This is a genomic window from Rhodococcus cercidiphylli (assembly GCF_033042225.1).
GTDB lineage: Bacteria > Actinomycetota > Actinomycetes > Mycobacteriales > Mycobacteriaceae > Rhodococcoides.
On the sequence record NZ_JAWLKE010000003.1, the window covers coordinates 471243 to 490886 of the forward strand.

Genomic DNA, 19644 nt, shown 5'->3' on the forward strand with positions numbered 1-19644 from the left:
AAGTGCATAGTGAGGGAGTATTCGACACCTCGACTTCAGGAGTTCGATCATGACCACAGCGGTAACAGGAGCAACGGGCAATCTCGGCGGACTCGTCGTCGACGCGCTGATCGAGCGTGGTGTCGCACCCGCCGACATCGTGGCGGTCGTCCGAAACGCGGACAAGGCCTCTCCGCTGGCCGAACGCGGCGTCGTGGTTCGGGTCGCCGACTACTCCGATTCCACCGCGATGACGGCGGCTCTCGCCGGCGTCGACAAGCTTCTGCTCGTCTCGGGCTCGGAGGTGGGTCAGCGAATTGCGCAGCACACCAACGTGATCGAGGCAGCGGAGGCCGCCGGCGTGGGCCTGATCGCCTACACGAGCCTGCTCGCCGCCGACACCTCCGGTATCAGCCTCGCGCCCGAGCACAAGGCGACCGAGGAACGCCTCGCCGCGTCCGGCATCCCCGCGGTATTCCTGCGTAACGGCTGGTACTGGGAGAACTACCTCGGTTCGCTCGCCCAGACCGTCGAGAGCGGAGTGCTCCTCGGCGCGGCAGGCAACGGCAAGCTCGCCGCCGCGTCTCGCGTCGACTTCGCCGCCGCGGCCGCTGCCGTGCTGACACTCGACGATCAGGGCGGAAAGATCTACGAGCTCGGCGGCGACGAACGCCTCACCTACGCCGAGCTTGCGGCCGTCATCGGCGAACTCTCCGGCAAGCCGATCGCCTACAAGGACGTCTCCGAGTCCGAGTACGCCGCGATTCTCCAGGGCGCAGGACTGCCCGACTTCGTGGCAACCATGCTGGCCAGCGCGGATGCCGGGATTGCCCGCGGCGAGCTCGACACCGATTCCGGAGACCTGCAGGCCCTGATCGGTCGAGCATCCACCCCGGTCGCAGAAGTACTCCGCGCCGCAGTGTGACGGACATCGGGGGCGGTACTTGTAGCGTGGGCGCGGTGAAAAACTCCTACACCCGCACCATGTTCCTGGCCGCCTCCGTCTCGCTCGTCCTGCTGACGGGCGCATGCAGCTCGGACGAGGACACCTCGTCCCCGGCACCCTCCACGTCCTCCGCGTCGTCGGACGCCGGTGCCCCGGCCACCTCGAGCACCTGCCCCACGGAAGCACCCGACGCGGCAGCCATTCCGGAATGGACGCTGGACGGGGACTCCGGCAGCATGGCCGTCGTCGGATCCACCGACACGGCCGCGCCCGCGGTCACCGTCGACACACCGTTCGCCGTCGGCGAGACACAGGTCGAAACGCTGATGGCGGGAGATGGAGCGGTCGTCGCAGCCGACGCAGAGGTGTCCGTCTGCTACATGGGCGTCAACGGACGCACCGGTGAAACGTTCGACAGCAGCTTCGAGCGGGGCGCGCCGGTCGAATTCCCGCTCGACGGAGTTGTCGCAGGCTTCCAGAAGGCCATCGCCGGACAGACCGTCGGCTCGACCGTCGCCGTTGCGGTCACCTCGGCCGACGGATACGCCAGCGGCAATCCGGCGGCCGGAATCGAGCCGGGCGACAGCTTGATCTTCGCGATCTCGATCCTCAGCGCGAGCTGAGTGCGCTCCGCGCAGTGGTGCGGTTGAGTCCCCCAGGGGGCGCTCAACCACGCCACTGCCGCAGGCATTACACCGTCGAGAGCTGCTGAATCGTCGTCGCGCCGCCCGGGGTGGGTGTCGTGGTGATGAAGTTCGAGTCGTAACCCAGCGATTCGACGACGCCGCGGATCTCGCGGAACTGCTCGACGCTGACGTCGGGCGTGCGCTTGAGCACGAATCCGGACGTGCGGGTGGGGCTTCCGACGAACGCCCACGAGTAGTCGTCGGCGATGTAGGCGACGATGTAGTTGGTCGGCCCCTCCTGGCTCTCCTGCGTGGGAACGCCCGGGAAGCTCACGTGCAGTTGGGCATTGGTGACGGTGTCGTTGACTCGTGCGTTGCCGACGATGCGGTTCTCCTGGCCCGTCCAGGTGGTGCAGGTGTTCTCGACGCGGATGTTGGCGTCGTCGATCATCTGGTAGTTCGCCTGGGTGTCGCGGGCGCAGATCAGGTTGAAGGGCTGCGGCACCGCGGCGACCTGGTTCCAGGTGCCCAGGTAGCGCTCGACATCGAGTGACGGGATCGGAGCCAGCGGCTCGAGTCCGACCGATCCCAGCGGTCCGACCGGCTGCGCCTGAGCGGGGGCCGCGGTCAGCAGTGCGCCTGCGGCCAGGGCACCGACGAGTGCGGTGCGGCCGAATGCGTTGCGGATCTTCATGTGTTCGCTCCTTGGGTTGCGGATGTGTTCTTGTTCGAGTCGATCCTGTTCGGCCACCAGATCCCCGGGCCGATGAGGGTGAACAGGGCGGGAATCACGACGGTGCGTACCACGAAGGTATCGAGCAGAATACCCAGTCCGACGATGATTCCGAGTTGGGTCAGGGTGATCAGCGGCAGGACGCCGAGCACGCAGAACACGGCTGCCAGAACGATTCCCGCGCTCGTGATGACACCTCCGGTGGCCGAAACCGCCCGCACGATGGCAGATCTGGTGCCGTGCCGGGGCGTCTCCTCCCGGGTACGAGTGACGAGGAAGATGGTGTAGTCCACGCCGAGCGCGACCAGGAACAGGAACGCGAACAGCGGAGTGTTGTCGTCGAGGGCGGGGAATCCGAAGACGTGCAGGCTCACCCAGCTGCCGATTCCGATGGCGGCCACTGCGCTCAATACCGTTGTTGCGACCAGGATCAGGGGCGCGACCAGGGCGCGCAACAGAACCAGGAGCACGGCGAGCACGACCGCGAGAATCGCGGGAATGACCACGAGGCGATCGCGGGCCGCTGCGTCGGTGGTGTCGAGTGCCTTGGCGTCGCTGCCGCCTACCACAGGAGTGGAGCCTGCGGAACGACCCTCGGGCGCTGCTCCGTCCACGCCGGTGAGTGCGGCGCGGAGGTCCTCGACGACGGCGAACGACTCGTCGGATGCGGGAGCCGCATCGGTGACGACCGAGAGGCGGGTGAGTCCGGTGTCGGAATCTGCGACGCGGTCGACCGAGACGACTCCGTCGATGCCCTCGGCGGTGCTGATGACTGCATCGATGTCGGCGGTGGGAGCGAGGACCGTCATCGGATCGGCCGATCCGGCCGGGAAGTGCTGGGAGAGAGTGTCGAAGCCTTCGACGGACTCGGCGGTGACACGGAACTGCTCGGTTTGCGAGAGTCCGATCTGAGTCCCGAACAGTGCGGCGCAGCAGGCCAACAGTGCGACGATCGTGATCGAGGCGGTGGCCACGGGGCGTCGGGCGACACCCGCGGCGATCGAGTGCCAGACGCCCTCCGTGGTGGTGTCACGGTCCGATTCCTTGGGAACGAAGGGCCAGAACAGCTTCGGGCCGCACAGTTTCAGTAGAGGCGGCAGTACGAACAGAACGAACACTGCTGCGACGACGAGACCGGCCGCGGCCAGCGCCCCGAGGCTGCGGGTGCTCGGCAGCATCGCGAGGAGCAAGGTCAGCAGGGCCAGTACGACGGTTGCGTTGCTGGCGAGGATGGCGGGCCCGGCCTGGCGAACGGCGCGGTGCAGGGCGAGGCGATGATCGGACTCGCGACGCAGTTCCTCGCGGTATCGAGAGATGAGCAGCAGTGCGTAGTTCGTGCCTGCGCCGAACACCAGCACGCTGGTGATTCCCGAGGTCGAACCGTCGAAGGAGAGCCCGGTGGCCTGGGCCAGCACGGTGCCGACGGTGGTGGCGAATCGGTCGGCGAAACCGATGACGGCCAACGGCACCAACCACAGGATGGGTGATCGGTAGGTGACGATGAGGAGGACGGCCACCACGAGGGCGGTGACGGCCAGAAGCGTGAAGTTGGCACCGGAGAACGAGTTCGCGATGTCGGCACCGAAAGCGGGTCCGCCGGTGACCTGGGCGATCAGATCGGGTGAGAGGCCGTCGCTCGCAGCGGATCGCAGTTCGGTGATCAGTTCGTTGAGCGTGAAGCCCGACAACTCGGAATCGACCTGGACCAGCGCGATCGCAGCTTTGCCGTCGGGAGCGACGATCGGGGGCGGGCCGGGCTCGTCCGGCACCGAGCGATCGACGGCGAGCAGCCTGCTCTGTGCGGCAGCTGCGCCCTCGATGTCGGCGGCTGTCAGGTCGCCGCCGTCGGCCCGGCTCAGAACCAGGATCACCGGTGCGGAGTCGGAATCCGGGAATTCGGAGAGAAGCTCGTCGACCTGGAAGGACTCGGCCGACGTCGGCAACGAGTTCGGCGATTGGTCGGCGGAATCGTTGCTGCCGACCAACCCCATCACGGCCACGGCGAGGATGAAGATCGCTGCCGCCAGCGCCCCGGATCTACGCCCGGTGGCCGCGACCGCGACGCGGTCCCAGACGGTCTTGTTCTCGGTACGAGTGCTGTCCACGAAGAAACAATCTCATTTACTTAGATATTAAGCAACTGAATCTCTTGCGGGCAGTAGTCTGACGGTGACCGCAGCGAAGGAGTCACCACCGACATGGCCGACCGAAACCACCTCGAATCCGCGATTTCCGCGGATCTACGAGCGCTGTCGTCGGTCTCCGAACAGATCGGCCAAGTGTTCGGCGCTCAACACAGCCTGCGGCCCAACGACTTTCGGGCTCTGTTGCACGTCATGGTCGCCGATGTCGAGGGTGCGCCGCTGACGGCGGGGGAACTGGGCACGATGCTGGGGCTGTCCTCGGCGGCGATGACCTACCTCGTCGAGCGCATGATCACCTCCGGGCACATTCGCCGCGAATCCGACGCATCCGATCGACGCAAGGTCATTCTGCGGTACGACGAGCACGGGATGGAGGTCGCTCGCGGATTCTTCGGCCCCCTCGGTAAGCGGACGAGCGCCGCATTGGCGGACCTCCCCGATGGCGATCTCGCCGCCGCCCATCGGGTGTTCGAAGCGCTGATCGGCGCTATGCGAGAACATCACGCGGACCTGGGAAACAGCCGTCGCGCGTAGGGGCCGCGCCCGGCGCGATGTTCGAACCGCTGGTGGGTGGCCTGTTCTGGCCAATGCTGGACTCCGAGCGTGCGAGTGCCGTAGGGTTGGCCACGGTTGAGCTAACAGCCGGTCACGGGGAAACGCAGCGAAGTCGGCGTCCGGGTCAGGCTAAAATTCTGCTCCCGCTGCGTCAATCGGTTTCCCCCTCAGTTCGACCGATCGATGGGATCTGCCATGAGTGTTGAATCTTCAGGCAACAAAGTTCGAACCACCCCGGTGACTGTCGCGGAGAAGTCCGTGTCCGTCGCAGCAACCGGAGCAATCTTCACCGCGCACGACGGCCCCGACGGCTCACTCGTCGTCGCCGTCCACGGCGACATCGACATGCGCAGCGCGCCGATGTTCTCCGATTTCGTCTGCAGCCGCGTGTCCAGCAAGAGGCATGTCACCCTCGATCTGTCCAATGTCGAATTCTTCGGCATCGCAGGTCTCACAGTTTTCGATGCAGTCCGTGACTACACGGCCGGCATCGGCGCATCATGGTCGATCGTCGCAGGACGCTCGGTCTCACGTCTGATCCAGGTCGCCGACCTCGAGTCCACGATTCCGACGGCTCGTCCTTCGAACGACCGGTAATACTCCGGCGATCATCGCCGCGACAAGAGGTGGGCAGCTCCAGTACGGGGCTGCCCACTGTTCGTCGTTCTCGAGTCGTCTGCCCCCGAGTTGCCTGTCCCCGAACGAACGAACGACCCTGCAGAACGGCGTAGCCGGTGTACAGGGTCGTTCGAAGTTGTTGCAGCCCAGGAGAACTAGTCCTCGGTTCCCTCCGAGGCGCTGAAGAAGGCCCACTCGCCGTCGTGCTCGACCTCGAGTCGCCATCCCAATTCCTCGTTGTCCGACTTGCTGTCCTTGAACCAGGCGTGTGCGTCCTCCGAACTGGAGATGTCCTTGGTCTCGACGACGGTTCCGTGCGGATCGATAACTCTGTAATTTGCCATGACGTCGGGATGCCCCGATGTCGCACGACCTAATCCACGCTGGAACGCCGAGGCGAGAGGGTGGCCGACTCCGGTGGTTTGCACACGCGCGCGCATTCGTCGAATGCTCGCGAAATCGCCTCGGAAACCACGCGATTCTGCGCGCAGCCGGCAAACGCGCGCGCTTGTGCGGTGAGCGAGCGAGCGAGTTGTCGAGTGCACCCGCTATGTACGCGAGAGCACCGATCGCGCGAAGAACATCAGGTTCGCCGGACGCTCGGCCAGTCTGCGCATGAAGTAGCCGTACCACTGCGACCCGTAGGGCACGTACACGCGAACGTGCCGCCCGGCATCGACGAGTCGGCGCTGCTCGGGATCGCGGATGCCGTAGAGCATCTGGAACTCGAACTCCTCCGACGACCTGCCCGCGGACGCCGCGAACTGCTCCGCAGCGTCGATCATCTCCGGATCGTGTGAGGCCACCATCGGGTAGCCGCGACCGTTCATCAGGACCTGCAGGCACCTCAGGTACGAGTCCGAGACCTCGCGTGCACTCTGAAACGCCACCGACGACGGTTCGTTGTACGCACCCTTGCACAGGCGGATCCGAGATCTCGGCCCGGACAGGTCCCGGCAGTCGGCCTCGGTGCGTCGCAGATATGCCTGCAGCACCGTACCCAGATCCGGAAAGTCCACGCGCAGTTCGCGCACGATCGACAGGGTCGAATCGGTGGTCGTGTGGTCCTCGGCATCCACCGTCACCCACACTCCGGCCGCAGTGGCAGCAGTGCAGATGGTCCGTGCGTTCTCCAGTGCCAGGGTTCGATCGATTCCCTGGCCGAGCGCGGACAGCTTGAGTGAGATCTCCAGCGCTGTCGCATCGGCCTGTCGCGTCGAAAAGCGTTGTATCAGTGAAAGGTACGCGTCCACGGTTGCTCTCGCCTGGCCGCGGTCGGTGGTGTCCTCACCGAGGTAGTCCACCGAGACGAACCGGCCCGACGCCAGCAGGGTATCGACTGCGCTGACGGCCGCAGGCTCGGATTCACCCGCGACAAAGCGGTCGACGAGGGATCGGGTGGCGCGCAGCCGCGTCACCGTCGCCTGCAGTTTCGGTGAACGCGCCGCCGCCAGCAGCGCCGGCCGCAGCGGATTGCTCAGCAGAGTGGTCATCGCGTGCCCTCTCCTTCCTGGTGCGGGTAGCCGTGGGTGGTCGGCGGAACGAACGTTTCCTTCACGGTGCGGGCCGAGGTCCAACGCAGCAGGTTCTGCGGTGAGCCGGCTTTGTCGTTGGTGCCCGATGCACGTGCACCGCCGAACGGTTGCTGTCCCACCACTGCGCCGGTCGGCTTGTCGTTGACGTAGAAGTTTCCGGCGGCGAATCTCAATGCCGCATGGGCCTGTTCGACGGCGGTGCGGTCGGTGGCGATGACCGCTCCGGTCAACGCATACTTCGAGCCACTGTCCACGGCGCGCAGGGTCTCGGCGTAGGCGTCGGGCCTGGCGTCGTCGTAGACGTGGACGGCGAGGATGGGGCCGAAGTACTCGGTGGTGAAGGCCTCGTCGGTGGGATCGTCGCCGAGAAGAACGGTGGGGGAGACGAAGTAGCCCTCCGAGTCGTCGCAGGTACCGCCTGCAGCAATGGTCAAGCCGGGGACGGACTTCGCTCGATCGAGAGCAGCTGCGTTGCGGTCGAACGCCTTTCGGTCGATGACGGCGCCGCCGTAGTTGGACAGATCGGTCACGTCACCGTACTTCAGCGCCGAGACCTGCTCGACGAACGAATCGCCCATCGACGCCCACAGCGATTTCGGTACGAAGGCCCGGGACGCCGCCGAGCACTTCTGTCCCTGGAAGTCGAACGCACCGCGAATCATGGCGGTGGTCAACACATCCGGATCGGCGGAGCTGTGCGCGACGATGAAGTCCTTGCCGCCGGTCTCGCCGACGAGCCGGGGGTACGAGTGGTAGTTCGAGATGTTGTTGCCCACCTGACGCCACAGCGTCTGGAATGTCGCGGTGGATCCGGTGAAGTGGATGCCGGCCAGCCGTGGATCGGCAAGGGCGACTTCGGACACCATCGGCCCGTCGCCGAGAACGAGGTTGATCACCCCTGGTGGCAACCCTGCGGCTTCGAGCAACTGCAGCGTCAGATATGCGGCCACGGCCTGGGTGGGCGAGGGCTTCCAGAGCACGGTGTTGCCCATCAGTGCGGGCGCGGTGGGGAGGTTACCTGCGATGGCGGTGAAGTTGAACGGAGTGATGGCGTAGACGAAGCCCTCGAGCGGACGGTATTCGACGCGATTCCACACTCCCGGTGCCGATATCGGCTGCTCGGCCAGAATCTGCCGGGCGAAGGTGACGTTGAACCGCCAGAAGTCGATGAGCTCGCAGGGTGCGTCGATTTCTGCCTGGTAGGCCGACTTGGACTGACCGAGCATCGTTGCAGCAGCGATTCTTTCGCGCCACGGACCGGACAGCAGATCGGCGGCCCGCAGGAACACCGCGGCGCGCTCGTCGAAGGGAAGATTGCGCCACATCGGCGCGGCTGCCGTCGCGGCGTCGATGGCGTCGCGCACATCCTGGTGGCCGGCACCGGCGAAACTGCCGATGACCGACGAGTGCTTGTGCGGTTCGACGACGTTCTCGCGTGGGCCGTCGGCCTGTCGATGAACTCCGCCGATGACCTGATGGATTTCGACGGGGGAGGAACGCAGTTCGGTCAGGCGGCTGCGCAAGCGGGTGCGTTCCGGACTACCCGGGGCGTAGGTGTTGACCGGCTCGTTGGTGGGGGTGGGGACGGATGTGACGGCGTCCATGGCTGCTCCTCGGCTTCGGTGTGTGCTGCTCATTGAAGTCCGATCCACACCGCGTTCAATCAGCTCATCGGCCAAAGAATTCATGATCTACTTGTCCTCATGGCCAATACGGTGTCGCTGCGTTCGATGCTGACCTCGCTGCACAGCGCCGTCGTCGAACTCGTCCTCGCGCCCGCCGGAACGGACATGGCCGTCGAGTCCGTCGCGCTGCTCGATGCCGACGACCTGCGGCTACCTCCGGGAACATCCTCCGATCTGACGCTGCTGGTGGGCGTGACCGAGGCCGATGTGATCCGGTGGTTCGACGATCTCGCGTTGCGTCCGGTCGCAGACCGACCACTCGCGGTGCTGACCAAAGTCGCCGCCTCGACCGCGCTGTCCCACGGTGCCAGGGAGACCGGCATCGCCTTGGTCGCGGTGCACCAGCAGACACGGTGGGAGCTGTTGCTGTCGATGATGCGCGGAGTTCTCGATCAGGCCCGAGCCCAGAGCCCCGACGACGGACTGTTCGGAGCCGACACCGACCTCTACGAACTCGCGCAGACGGTGGCGTCGCTGACGAAGGGCATGGTGAGCATCGAGGACGAGCGCTCACACGTGTTGGCCTACTCGGCATCCGACGACGCGGCCGACGAGCTGCGCACCCTGTCGATTCTCGGACGCGAAGGACCGGCCGACTATCTGCGCAGACTGCACGAGCGTGGCGTGTTCGATCGACTCCGCCGCACCGACGACGTGATCGACGTGCCGGCCGATACCGAACTGGAGATTCGTCGACGCCTCGCAGTCGGGATTCGTCGCATGACCGGCAGCCCGACGACTCTCGGGACGATCTGGGTGCAGCAGGGTTCCCTCCCGCTCGCCGCCGACGCCGACGCGGTACTGCGCGGTGCCTCCGCTGTCGCGGCCCGACTGATCACCCGCATCGCGAACGCCCCGACCAACGAGGCCCTGCAGATTCAGCGCCTGCTCGGGGCCAGGGGCGGCGGAGTCGACGTCCCGTCGCTGGCGTCTGCGCTGTCGATACCCACCTCGGGTTCCGCGGCTGTCGTCGGATTCGCGGCCTGCGGAGACTTCGAGATCAGCGCCCTGGCACCGTCTGTTCGACTGCATGCCAGCGCTTTTCGACGAGACTCGTTGGTCACCACCATCGGCGAGAGAATCTACGCACTGTTTCCCGGGGTGGCGTCGGGCACGGGGATTTCGGCGTGGACCGCCGACGCCGTCGGACGGATCGAGACGCGCACTTCGCTGGCGTTGCGCGCTGCGGTCGCGGCACCGATCGCCGACCTCGAGGGCGTGGCCGTGGCCAGATTCGAGGTCGACCGAGTACTCGACGGCACCACCGGTGAGGTGCGGGTCACGACGCTGGAGGAGTCGAGAACCTCGGTGTTGCTGGGCGAAATCCTGGAATTGATCACCAATCACGAACAGCTGCGAGACCCGCGCATCGCCGCCCTCGACGGATACGACGCCACCAACGACTCCAGAATGCGCGAGAGTCTCGAAACGTACCTGGCGTGCTTCGGCGACGTTCGGGCTGCCGCCGAGCGATTGCACATTCACCCGAACACCCTGCGCTACCGCATTCGCCGCGTCGAGCAGATCCTGGACCTCGATCTCACCGATTCCGACGCACGTCTACTCGTCGAGATCCAACTGCGTCTGTGAGCGGCTTCGCCGCACGTGAGCAGGAGTGGAGCCCGCGGAACGACCCAAGTGAGCAGGAGTGGAGCCCGCGGAACGACCCAAGTGAGCGAAAACTCGTAGCAGGCTACGAGGTTCTATGCACGTGGGGTGCCGGTGCTGGATCGGATCACCAGGGTCGGTTCGATGCTCGAACGCCTGGTGCTTCGGTTTCCGGTGTCGATCTGGTCGAGCAGAATTTCGACGCTTCGTACGCCGACGTCGGTGAATTCCTGGCGGATGGTGGTCAGGGGCGGTGAGAAGAATTCCGCGTCGGGAACATCGTCGAAGCCGACCACGCTGACGTCCTGCGGTACTCGCTTTCCGTGGACGTTCAGTGCGCGGAGCACCCCGAGTGCCATCGAGTCGTTGCCTGCGAACACTGCGGTGACGTCGGCGTCGACGGCCAGTTCGCTGCCGGCCCGGAACCCTGATTTCGCGGTCCAGTCGCCGCCGAGGGTGGGCGGCGGTTCGATGCCTGCTTCCTCGTGGGCCATCCGCCATCCGGTGACACGGTCGCCGGCCTCGTACCACCCCAGCGGTCCGGCAACGTGCCACACGGCGCTGTGTCCGAGCGAGAGCAGGTGACTGGTTGCGGCCCTGGCTCCGGCGATCTGGTCCACCGAGACGACGGCCAGATCACCGGCAGGCGAACCCTCCACGGCGACGAGTGGTAGTTCCCCGGCCAGATCGGCGATGTCGCCGCCGTCGGTGCGCAGAGGCGCGATGACGACGACGCCGTCGACACCCTGCTTCTGCAACCGGCGCACACAGGTGATGATGGCTGCCTCGTCGAACGAGGTGGGGACGCCGACCACCACGGAGTAGCCGGCGTGACGGGCTGCGTACTCGACGCTGTACAGCGTCGACACCGGACCGTAGAGAGCGTTTCCGGTCCCCACGATTCCGATGGTCTTGCTGCGGCCGGTCACCAGAGCGCGAGCAGCAGTGTTCGGTCGATAGCCGAGTTCCGAGATCGCCTGATGCACTTTGGTTCTCGTCGCTTCGGTCACGTTGGGATGACCGTTGATGACGCGGGAGACGGTCTGATGGGACACGCCGGCGAGACGGGCGACATCGGTCATGGCGGGTCCGCGAGTGGGTGTCATCTTCCGAGCCTCCCTTCGTGATCGAAGACAATCACAGCATGCCCGGGCCGGTGGTGCCCGCGACTGTGTGGTTTACGTGGGTGTTGTCACCGCGGAACCGGTCGTGGTGGGCGCAGGCTTGCCTGGCTCGGCACCGGAGAACATCTCGGCCGGCACAGGCACTCCTAGATAGCTGCTCGGAGGCGCAGCTTTGTCGCCCTTGTTGCCCTTACCGCTCGCTGCTCGGCGCTTGGTCCAGATGTCGAATGCCACTGCGGCGAGGAGTACCAGGCCCTTGACCAGCTGAACGCGTTCGCTGGGCGAACCGATGAGGGACATTCCGCTGTTGATCACGGCGATGATGAGTCCGCCGGTGAGCGCACCGACGATGCGGCCGACACCGCCCTGCACCGCTGCGCCACCGATGAAGGCCGCGGCGATAGCGTCGAGCTCGAAGCCGTTGCCTGCAGTGGGACCGGCCTGGTTGAGGCGGCCGGCGAAGATGATTCCGGCGAGGGCGGACAGGACTCCCATGTTGACGAAGATCCAGAAGGTCACCGGCTTGACCTTGATACCGGACAGCGATGCAGCGTGGATGTTTCCGCCGATGGCGTACACGTGCCGACCGAACACCGTCCTGCCTGCCAGCGTGGAATAACCCATCACCAGTACGGCGAGAAGGATCAGCACGTACGGCAGGTTCTTGAAGCGCGCCAGCTGGACGGCGACGGCGAGAACCAGACCGCCGGCCAGAACCATCTTGAGCAGGAACAGGGGCATCGCGTCGACGGCCTGGCCGTACTTCTGCCGACCAGTCCGAGAACGCCACTGCGTGAACACGATTCCGGCAACGGCGAGGATCGCGACGAGCAGGGTGAAGATGTCCGCACCCCCGAGCGGCCCGAGTCCCACGTTGCCCAGGAAGCCGGGGAGGAAGCCGTTGGAGAGAGTACGTACGGGTCCGGGGAACGGTCCGATGCCCTGGTTACCGAGAACGATGAGGGTGACCGCGCGAAAGATGAGCATGCCGGCCAGGGTCACGATGAATGCCGGAATGCCGAAGTACGCAACCCAATAGCCCTGCCAGGCTCCGATCAGACCGCCGATGATCAGCGTGATGAGCACCGCAAGAGGCCACGGCACGTTCTGCTGAACCATCAGCACACCCGAGATCGCTCCGGTCGCCGCGACAACCGATCCGACGGACAGGTCGATGTGGCCCGCGATGATGATCACGACCATGCCGATGGCCAGGATGAGGATGTACGAGTTCTGGACCACCATGTTGCTGATGTTCTGCGGGACCAGCAATTGGCCGCCGGTGAGAACGGTGAACAGCAGGATGATCAACGCGAACGCGATGAAGATCCCGCTCTGGCGGAGGTTTCGCGTGAGCAGCCCCCGTACGGTCGACAGCTGGTTCATCGAAGTACTCCTGTTCCACGGGTCATGAGGTGCATGAGGGATTCCTGTGTCGCGTCCTCGCGAGTCACCTCACCGGTGATCCGGCCTGCGGACAGCGCGTAGATCCGGTCGCACAGCCCGAGCAGTTCCGGTAGCTCGGAGGAGATCACCAGAATTGCCTTGCCAGCGTCGGCGAGATCGTTGATGATCGAATAGATTTCGAACTTCGCGCCGACGTCGATTCCTCGCGTCGGTTCGTCGAGGATGAGCACGTCGGGATCGCTGAAGATCCACTTGCTCAGCACGACTTTCTGCTGATTGCCGCCGGAGAGCTTGCCGACGACGGCAGAGACGTTCGGTGCCTTGATGTTCATGCTCTTCCGGAAGCCTTCGGCCACCTTGTATTCCTGGTTGTCGTCGACGAAGCCACCGGTCACCAGTTTGTCGAGTGCCGCAGTGGAGATGTTGCGTTTGATGTCGTCGATCAGGTTGAGGCCGTAGCGCTTTCGGTCCTCGGTGGCGTACGCGATTCCGTGATGGATGGCGTCGCTGACGGATTTGACGTGTATTTCCTTGCCGTACTTGTACAGTCGCCCCGAGATGTCGATGCCGTAACTGCGTCCGAAGACACTCATGGCCAATTCGGTGCGTCCGGCACCCATCAGCCCGGCCAGGCCGACGATCTCACCACGGCGCAGCGTCAGATTCGCTCCGTCGACGACGGTTCGGCCGTGCTGGGTCGGGCTGTGCACGGTCCAGTCCTCGATACGCAGAACTTCCTCTCCCACAGTGGATTCGTGTGGTGGGAAACGGTGCTCGAGATCGCGGCCGACCATCAGCGAGATGATGCGATCCTCGGTGACCTCGGGGCTGCGCATGTCCAACGTCTCGATGGTGCGGCCGTCGCGAATGATCGTGGTGCGGTCGGCGACGGCCGCGATCTCGTTGAGCTTGTGCGAGATGATCACGCACGTGATTCCCTCGTCTCGCAGACCGCGCAGCAGGTCAAGCAGATGAGCCGAGTCCGAATCGTTCAGTGCTGCAGTCGGTTCGTCGAGAATCAGCAGCGTGACGTCCTTGGACAACGCCTTGGCGATCTCGACGAGTTGCTGTTTGCCGACACCGAGATCGTTGACCACGGTGACCGGGTTCTCCCGCAGCCCTACCCGATTCAGTAGGGCTGCGGCCTCGGAATTGGTTCGGTTCCAGTCGATGAACCCGCGCCTGGACCGCTCGTTGCCGAGAAAGATGTTCTCGGCAATGGACAGGTACGGACTCAGCGCGAGTTCCTGATGGATGATGACGATGCCCTCGGCCTCGCTGCTCCGGATGTCGGAGAACTCGCAGGCGCGACCGTCGAACACGATCTCGCCGTCGAATGTGTCGTGTGGATACACACCCGACAGCACCTTCATGAGCGTCGACTTTCCGGCGCCGTTCTCACCGCAGATCGCGTGGATTTCGCCGCGATCGACCGAGAGAGTGACATCCTGCAGCGCCTTCACGCCGGGAAACGTCTTGGTGATGCCGCGCATCTCCAAGATCGGGCTCGTCATCTCCGAACTCACTTCAACTGATCCTCGGTGTAGTAGCCGCCTTCGACCAGCAGCTGCTCGTAGTTGCCCTTGTTGACGATCTCGGGCTGCAGCAGGTACGCGGGGACGACCTTCTCGCCGTTGTCGTAGTCCGTCGTGTTGTTCGTCTCCGGCGTCTGCCCGTCGAGCATGGACTGAGCCATCGCGATCGTGACCTCGGCCAGTTGCCGGGTGTCCTTGTAGATCGTGGAGTACTGCTCGTCGGCGATGATCGACTTCACCGACGGCACCTCGGCGTCCTGACCGGTGACGATGGGGTAGGGCTGCCCTGCTGTGCCGTAGCCGTTGCTCTTGAGCGCGGAGAGGATTCCGATCGACAGGCCGTCGTACGGCGAGAGCACGCCCTGAACCTTCTGGCCCGAGGAGTACGTCTTGGTGAGCAGGTCCTCCATGCGCTTCTGCGCGGTGGCGGGATCCCAGCGCAGCGTGGCGGCCGTCTCGAAGTCGGATTCGCCGCTGCCGATCTTCAGTCTTCCGTCGTCCAGGTACGGCTGCAGAGTCTCCATCGCGCCGTCGAAGAAGAACGTGGCGTTGTTGTCGTCGGGAGAACCGGCGAAGACCTCGATGTTCAATGGACCGGCTGGGGCGTCGGCCTTGTCGGTGCCGTCCTCGTTCTTCAATCCGAGGCCGACGAGCAGAGACGTGGCCTGGTCGACGCCGACCTTGTAGTTGTCGAACGTCGCGTAGTAGTCGACGTTGGGGGAGTTGCGGATGAGGCGGTCGTACGCGATGACGCCGATGCCGTTGTCCTTGGCTTCCTGCAACTGGGTGGTGATCGCGGTGCCGTCCACCGAAGCCACGATGAGAAGCTTTGCGCCCTGGGTGATCTGGTTCTCGATCTGATTCACCTGGGTGGGAATGTCGTTCTCCGCGTACTGCAGATCGACCTTGTAGCCCTGTCCTTCGAGCGCGCTCTTGAGATTGTCGCCGTCGGCGATCCATCGAGCCGAGGACTTGGTCGGCATCGTCACGCCGATCAGCGCGCCCGCCGTACTTCCGCCGTCGGCCGGCTGGACGTCCGCCGTCTTGGTGCTCGATCCGCATGCGGTGACCGTGATGGCCAGTGCCACCGCGGCCGCGGCCATGGGTAGATGTCGAAACTTCATCGTTTCTCCCTGCTCGGTGAAATCAGATCTCGAAGTTGGTGGAGAGTGGCCTCGTCTGTGCCGCACATCACATCAAGACGAAAGTGTGAGCGATAACATCGGCATTGTCAAAGTTTATTTTCCGCACCCCCGCTCACCAGTGTGAGCGCTAACAACAAGTCGACGCCGCAGCCCCGAGAGTCGAGAATTTCGCCGGAGGGGCCGGGGCGTCAGTGCAACTCGTGAACCGACTGTTTCCCGCTCTTGAGCCAGCGACTCGGGAGTCGGCCGACCAGCTCGCCCAGTGGGTGGACCGCAGCCGAGAGGATCTCCACGGAATCCTGCAGGATGTCGATCGAGATGCTCATCCGCTCGATGTTCGGGGCCACCGACGTCAGTGTCTCCGACAGCTTGACCAGCTGATCGAGCGGTCCGCCCTTGGCCGTCAATCGCTCGATGGCACCGTCCTCGGCGAGCAGCGTCTCGAGGATGCCCTCCTCGGCGATGGCGCGTTCGATCAGGCCGTCCTGACGCGTGAGCACCTCGAGCGGGCCGTCCTTGGCCGTCAGTCGTTCGAGCGGTCCGTTGGTGGCGGTGATGCGGTCGAGCAGACCGCCTTCGGCGAGCAGTCGTTCGAGCGGTCCGTCCTCGGCGAGCAGCCGGTCCAAGGGTCCGCCCGGAGCCAGAATTCGCTCGACCGGGCCACCCGGGGAGAGCAACCGCTCGAGGGTGCCGTCCTCGGAAGTGAGGCGGTCGACGACGCCGCCCTGGGCGAGAAGGCGGTCCAAGGGTCCGCCTTCCTTGAGTGCGTTGCCCAGGGCGCGGTCGTCGGAGGTGAGTTGGCCGAGCTGGGCGAGCAGTTGCATGGTGCCGCCGCGTGGATTGGCGAGCGAGGCGACACCTGCGGTGCCGGATGCACCGGTGGCCAAGGCCATCCTGGTGGTGGCCAACGCGACCTCCGCGACGCCGATCGCCTGCTCGGCGATGGCAATTCCGGCGCGCGCGGGCAGTGTGATCGCTGACACCCAATTCATCGTTTTACTGTAACTGCTCGTAGCTCGGAAAATCAGTGAAGAACCTTCAGTCCCACGACGCATCCGACGATGCCGACCAGAAGCGCCACCTTGAGCAGTGACGCAGCTTCTTCGCCGGTGATCATGGCGTACGCGACGGTGAGGGTGGCACCGATTCCCACCCAGACGGCGTAGGCGGTACCGGTGGGCAACGACCGCATCGCGACCGCGAGACCGATCATGCTGAGCACCACTGCGACTCCGAAGACGACGGACGGTCCGAGTTTGGTGAAGCCCTCGGACTTACCGAGCGCGGTCGCCCAGATCGCTTCGAGAACGCCGGAGACGACGAGAATGAGCCAAGCCACGAAAATCACTCCTTGCACCGTCTTGTCGCTGTTCGGGTACGGTGCGCTCGTCCGATTGTCGGAAGTGACTTGTACGATCGTACCAATTCGGGTCGGTAGTGGCCATGGGTTTCGGGTTGTCAGTACGCGTACGTGTTCGCGGGCGCGTCGATTCGCTCGACCGTCGAGACGGTCATCGTGGGTGTGAACGCGGTGTCCTCCGTCGCTGTGGCCGCGTCGACGGTCCCCGATATCTGCAGCCAGGTGCCGTCCGAAATGTCGTCGAGAGACGCGCTACCTGCGTCGAGATGGATGCGAACGGACCTGGCGTCGGCCGCGCAGCAGATGATGAGAATGCGAGCGAGATCGATGCCGTCCGTCGTGCCGTCGGCGCGCGGCGAGCCTCCGTTCGCGGTGGCGACGGCGAATCCGGTGACGCGAATCTCCCGTCCGTCGAGGCTGCCTTCGGTGTCTCTGACCGCGCGTTGTACGACATCGAGCAACGGAACCTCGGGCGCAAGCTCGTTCGGGAGAGGTGGAAACGCTGTCCGCTGACGATCGGCCGCCGAGGTGACGGATCGATCGCCGACCGCGGAGACACCAAGCGCGGGCGGTGCGACGAACAGGATGACCGCGAGCGGGACCAACAGCAGCCAGTACGGACGCGAATCATGATCGTGCCCGTCGTCGGCCGGCCCGCCGCGGCGGATGTCGGCCACGATCGACGCGGCCGCCAGGAGCACGATCAACACGCCGGCAGTCAGCAGATACGGATGCAGCGACGGTTTGACGTATCGCACAAAGCTGCCGTCCCACGAGATCTTGACCATGGCTCCGCCGAGGAGAAACAGCAGAAGGTTCTGCACCTCGCGCTTCATCGCGCTCCCAGAACGAGGTAGCCGCACACCGAGGCGCACACGACCGCGACGACGAACGTCAGCGGGGCGAAACGTGCGACGAACCCGCGTCCGAAACTGCCCGCCTGCATCGCCATCAGCTTCACGTCGACGGCAGGTCCGACCACCAGGAAGACCAACCGCGGCAGCAGCGGCAGCATCGACATGCTGGCGGCGACGAACGCATCGGCCTCCGAACACAGAGCCAGAATCACCGCGAGTACGGCCATCACCAGGATCGACAGCAGCAACTGCCCGGCGAGATGGGCGAACACCCAGTCCGGAATCACCAGATGCAGCAGGGCGGCGGCCGCCGCACCGAACACGAGAAATGCCCCGGCCTGAAGCAGGTCCGCACGCGCCGACTCGCGGAACGTCTCCCACTTCGAGCGGTCGTGATCGTGTCCGCGATCGGCCAGCCGCGCGGTGATCCACTCCGCCTTGCCGATCCGGGTCCACAGCCAACCCATCACCAATGCGGTGGCGAGCGAGCCGAGGAACCGCGCGAGAACCATGCCGGGTTCGCCGGGAAAAGCCACCGCGGTCGAGACCAGGACGACCGGGTTGATCGCCGGTGCCGACAGCAGGAACGCGAGGGCGGCCGATGCCGGAACACCCTGATCCATCAGCCGACGCGAGACGGGAACGGCACCGCACTCACAACCGGGCAGCGCCATTCCGGCCAGTCCCGTCACTCCGACGGCAGCCGTTTCGTTCTTCGGGACCACTCGTCGCAGCACCGACGGAGAGACGAACGCGGCGATACTTCCGCTGACGAGTACTCCGAGCACCAGGAACGGCGTCGCCTGCACGAAGATCCCGGTGAACACCGTCGCACCGGTCTTCAGCGCGGGGGACGAGTCCACCCACCGCGCGATATCGGCACCGAAGACGATGCCCAATACGAGCAGAGTTGCGAATACGTGCATGGATGACACGGGAGGCCGAGTCCTGATTCGGCCGTCGGTCTTCGCGTCGAGCATCGCTGCCATCATGCCCCTTGTGGCTGGGCTGTGTTGTCGGTGGCTCACAGGAACCTCACAGCGAGAGTCCAGCGAACGAGCAGCATCTCGCGCGAAGATGGACACCGTGAGCGAGACACCCGAGGCCAGAGTCCTGATCGTCGACGACGAACCGACCATCGTCGAACTGCTGTCGGTCAGCCTGAGGTATCAGGGATTCGAGGTGGCGACGGCGTCGTCCGGTCCCGAGGCTCTCGACAAGGCGCGCAACTTCAGGCCCGAGGCTCTCATTCTCGACGTGATGATGCCCGGCATGGACGGGTTCGGTCTGCTGCGTCGCCTGCGGGCCGACGGAATCGATGCGCCTGCCCTGTTCCTGACCGCGCGTGACTCGGTGGAAGACAAGGTGACCGGGCTGACCCTCGGTGCGGACGACTACGTCACCAAGCCGTTCTCGCTCGAGGAAGTGGTGGCCCGACTCCGAGTGATCCTGCGCCGGTCGGGCAAGAGCGAGGACGCGCAGCCGTCGCGAGTTGCGTTCGCGGACATCGAACTCGACGACGACACCCACGAGGTGTGGAAGGCAGGCGAGCCGATCTCGCTCTCGCCCACCGAGTTCACGCTGCTGCGGTACTTCATGGTGAACGCGGGAACCGTGCTGAGCAAGCCGAGAATCCTCGATCACGTGTGGCATTACGACTTCGGCGGTGAAGTGGGAGTGGTGGAGTCGTATGTGTCGTATCTACGTCGCAAGGTCGATACCGGAGACACTCGCTTGATTCACACGCTGCGAGGCGTTGGCTACGTCATGCGCCAGCCACGGTGACG

General features: G+C 64.9%; 19 protein-coding genes and 1 riboswitch. Of the genes, 6 read left to right on the plus strand and 13 right to left on the minus strand.

What is annotated here, in order from left to right; genetic code table 11:
- Positions 1-49: 49 nt before the first annotated feature.
- Both R3P95_RS09350 and R3P95_RS09355 read left to right on the plus strand, forming a co-directional pair.
- Positions 50-904, plus strand: a complete 855-nt coding sequence (locus R3P95_RS09350; protein WP_317548162.1) for an SDR family oxidoreductase — start codon at positions 50-52, stop codon at positions 902-904.
- Between the two features lie 59 nt (positions 905-963).
- On the plus strand, positions 964-1548 hold the full coding sequence (locus R3P95_RS09355) for an FKBP-type peptidyl-prolyl cis-trans isomerase (protein ID WP_317548297.1): 585 nt from the start codon (positions 964-966) through the stop codon (positions 1546-1548).
- Between the two features lie 67 nt (positions 1549-1615).
- Here the strand turns inward: R3P95_RS09355 and R3P95_RS09360 are convergent, their stop codons facing one another.
- Both R3P95_RS09360 and R3P95_RS09365 read right to left on the minus strand, forming a co-directional pair.
- Complete coding sequence (locus R3P95_RS09360; RefSeq protein WP_149404955.1) at positions 1616-2245, minus strand: lipocalin family protein; 630 nt, start codon at positions 2243-2245, stop codon at positions 1616-1618.
- Entirely contained in the window at positions 2242-4275 is a 2034-nt protein-coding gene (locus R3P95_RS09365; protein WP_317548298.1) for an MMPL family transporter, read from the minus strand. Before R3P95_RS09365 ends, R3P95_RS09360 begins: the two co-directional genes overlap by 4 nt.
- Before the next feature lie 207 nt (positions 4276-4482).
- On the opposite strand from R3P95_RS09365, the gene R3P95_RS09370 reads away from it, so the two are divergent.
- Together R3P95_RS09370 and R3P95_RS09375 are read left to right on the plus strand one after the other, a co-directional pair.
- Positions 4483-4962 carry a MarR family winged helix-turn-helix transcriptional regulator gene (locus R3P95_RS09370; protein ID WP_317548163.1) on the plus strand — a complete coding sequence of 160 codons (480 nt, stop codon included), beginning with the start codon at positions 4483-4485 and terminating at the stop codon, positions 4960-4962.
- 279 nt (positions 4963-5241) lie between these two features.
- Positions 5242-5580: an STAS domain-containing protein gene (locus tag R3P95_RS09375; RefSeq protein WP_231893846.1), complete on the plus strand. Its 339-nt coding sequence runs from the start codon at positions 5242-5244 to the stop codon at positions 5578-5580.
- A gap of 176 nt (positions 5581-5756) precedes the next feature.
- On the opposite strand, the gene R3P95_RS09380 is transcribed toward R3P95_RS09375, so the two are convergent.
- From R3P95_RS09380 to pruA, 3 genes are all read right to left on the minus strand, one after another.
- Positions 5757-5945 (minus strand): hypothetical protein, encoded by a 189-nt coding sequence (locus R3P95_RS09380; protein ID WP_094639319.1) that lies wholly within the window; start codon positions 5943-5945, stop codon positions 5757-5759.
- Positions 5946-6149: 204 nt separating this feature from the next.
- On the minus strand, positions 6150-7094 hold the full coding sequence (locus R3P95_RS09385; RefSeq protein ID WP_317548164.1) for a proline dehydrogenase family protein: 945 nt from the start codon (positions 7092-7094) through the stop codon (positions 6150-6152).
- The gene (pruA, locus tag R3P95_RS09390) at positions 7091-8740 is read right to left on the minus strand and encodes an L-glutamate gamma-semialdehyde dehydrogenase (RefSeq protein ID WP_317548165.1); all 1650 of its coding nucleotides are present in this window, start codon (positions 8738-8740) and stop codon (positions 7091-7093) included. The genes R3P95_RS09385 and pruA overlap by 4 nt, the downstream gene beginning before the upstream one ends.
- A 99-nt stretch (positions 8741-8839) precedes the next feature.
- On the opposite strand from pruA, the gene R3P95_RS09395 reads away from it, so the two are divergent.
- On the plus strand, positions 8840-10411 hold the full coding sequence (locus tag R3P95_RS09395) for a PucR family transcriptional regulator (RefSeq protein WP_317548166.1): 1572 nt from the start codon (positions 8840-8842) through the stop codon (positions 10409-10411).
- 113 nt (positions 10412-10524) lie between these two features.
- On the opposite strand, the gene R3P95_RS09400 is transcribed toward R3P95_RS09395, so the two are convergent.
- The 8 genes from R3P95_RS09400 to R3P95_RS09435 form a co-directional block, all read right to left on the minus strand.
- Complete coding sequence (locus R3P95_RS09400) at positions 10525-11535, minus strand: LacI family DNA-binding transcriptional regulator (protein ID WP_317548167.1); 1011 nt, start codon at positions 11533-11535, stop codon at positions 10525-10527.
- Between the two features lie 72 nt (positions 11536-11607).
- Complete coding sequence (gene mmsB, locus R3P95_RS09405; RefSeq protein WP_068055806.1) at positions 11608-12939, minus strand: multiple monosaccharide ABC transporter permease; 1332 nt, start codon at positions 12937-12939, stop codon at positions 11608-11610.
- On the minus strand, positions 12936-14474 hold the full coding sequence (gene mmsA / locus R3P95_RS09410) for a multiple monosaccharide ABC transporter ATP-binding protein (protein WP_149404961.1): 1539 nt from the start codon (positions 14472-14474) through the stop codon (positions 12936-12938). Before mmsA ends, mmsB begins: the two co-directional genes overlap by 4 nt.
- Positions 14475-14482: 8 nt before the next feature.
- Entirely contained in the window at positions 14483-15619 is a 1137-nt protein-coding gene (gene chvE / locus R3P95_RS09415) for a multiple monosaccharide ABC transporter substrate-binding protein (protein ID WP_317548168.1), read from the minus strand.
- Positions 15620-15828: 209 nt separating this feature from the next.
- The gene (locus R3P95_RS09420; RefSeq protein WP_037194493.1) at positions 15829-16632 is read right to left on the minus strand and encodes a hypothetical protein; all 804 of its coding nucleotides are present in this window, start codon (positions 16630-16632) and stop codon (positions 15829-15831) included.
- Positions 16633-16664: 32 nt separating this feature from the next.
- Entirely contained in the window at positions 16665-16979 is a 315-nt protein-coding gene (locus R3P95_RS09425) for a DMT family transporter (RefSeq protein WP_068055819.1), read from the minus strand.
- A gap of 11 nt (positions 16980-16990) precedes the next feature.
- Positions 16991-17053, minus strand: a riboswitch (guanidine-III (ykkC-III) riboswitch).
- 45 nt (positions 17054-17098) lie between these two features.
- Entirely contained in the window at positions 17099-17836 is a 738-nt protein-coding gene (locus R3P95_RS09430; RefSeq protein WP_317548169.1) for a TIGR03943 family putative permease subunit, read from the minus strand.
- Positions 17833-18783 carry a permease gene (locus tag R3P95_RS09435; RefSeq protein WP_317548170.1) on the minus strand — a complete coding sequence of 317 codons (951 nt, stop codon included), beginning with the start codon at positions 18781-18783 and terminating at the stop codon, positions 17833-17835. Before R3P95_RS09435 ends, R3P95_RS09430 begins: the two co-directional genes overlap by 4 nt.
- 151 nt (positions 18784-18934) lie before the next feature.
- On the opposite strand from R3P95_RS09435, the gene R3P95_RS09440 reads away from it, so the two are divergent.
- Complete coding sequence (locus R3P95_RS09440; RefSeq protein ID WP_068055814.1) at positions 18935-19642, plus strand: response regulator transcription factor; 708 nt, start codon at positions 18935-18937, stop codon at positions 19640-19642.
- The last annotated feature ends 2 nt before the right edge of the window (positions 19643-19644 follow it).

What these genes read in the sequence shown, in the direction of transcription:
- R3P95_RS09400 (WP_317548167.1), bottom strand. Translation starts at nt 11,535, where the DNA reads ATGACACCCACTCGCGGACCCGCCATGACCGATGTCGCCCGTCTCGCC.
- chvE (WP_317548168.1), bottom strand. Translation starts at nt 15,619, where the DNA reads ATGAAGTTTCGACATCTACCCATGGCCGCGGCCGCGGTGGCACTGGCC.
- R3P95_RS09380 (WP_094639319.1), bottom strand. Translation starts at nt 5,945, where the DNA reads ATGGCAAATTACAGAGTTATCGATCCGCACGGAACCGTCGTCGAGACC.
- R3P95_RS09370 (WP_317548163.1), top strand. Translation starts at nt 4,483, where the DNA reads ATGGCCGACCGAAACCACCTCGAATCCGCGATTTCCGCGGATCTACGA.
- mmsB (WP_068055806.1), bottom strand. Translation starts at nt 12,939, where the DNA reads ATGAACCAGCTGTCGACCGTACGGGGGCTGCTCACGCGAAACCTCCGC.
- R3P95_RS09365 (WP_317548298.1), bottom strand. Translation starts at nt 4,275, where the DNA reads ATGGGGTTGGTCGGCAGCAACGATTCCGCCGACCAATCGCCGAACTCG.
- R3P95_RS09435 (WP_317548170.1), bottom strand. Translation starts at nt 18,783, where the DNA reads ATGCACGTATTCGCAACTCTGCTCGTATTGGGCATCGTCTTCGGTGCC.
- R3P95_RS09355 (WP_317548297.1), top strand. Translation starts at nt 964, where the DNA reads ATGTTCCTGGCCGCCTCCGTCTCGCTCGTCCTGCTGACGGGCGCATGC.
- mmsA (WP_149404961.1), bottom strand. Translation starts at nt 14,474, where the DNA reads ATGACGAGCCCGATCTTGGAGATGCGCGGCATCACCAAGACGTTTCCC.
- R3P95_RS09395 (WP_317548166.1), top strand. Translation starts at nt 8,840, where the DNA reads ATGGCCAATACGGTGTCGCTGCGTTCGATGCTGACCTCGCTGCACAGC.
- R3P95_RS09420 (WP_037194493.1), bottom strand. Translation starts at nt 16,632, where the DNA reads ATGAATTGGGTGTCAGCGATCACACTGCCCGCGCGCGCCGGAATTGCC.
- R3P95_RS09350 (WP_317548162.1), top strand. Translation starts at nt 50, where the DNA reads ATGACCACAGCGGTAACAGGAGCAACGGGCAATCTCGGCGGACTCGTC.
- R3P95_RS09430 (WP_317548169.1), bottom strand. Translation starts at nt 17,836, where the DNA reads ATGAAGCGCGAGGTGCAGAACCTTCTGCTGTTTCTCCTCGGCGGAGCC.
- R3P95_RS09360 (WP_149404955.1), bottom strand. Translation starts at nt 2,245, where the DNA reads ATGAAGATCCGCAACGCATTCGGCCGCACCGCACTCGTCGGTGCCCTG.
- R3P95_RS09385 (WP_317548164.1), bottom strand. Translation starts at nt 7,094, where the DNA reads ATGACCACTCTGCTGAGCAATCCGCTGCGGCCGGCGCTGCTGGCGGCG.
- R3P95_RS09440 (WP_068055814.1), top strand. Translation starts at nt 18,935, where the DNA reads ATGGACACCGTGAGCGAGACACCCGAGGCCAGAGTCCTGATCGTCGAC.
- pruA (WP_317548165.1), bottom strand. Translation starts at nt 8,740, where the DNA reads ATGGACGCCGTCACATCCGTCCCCACCCCCACCAACGAGCCGGTCAAC.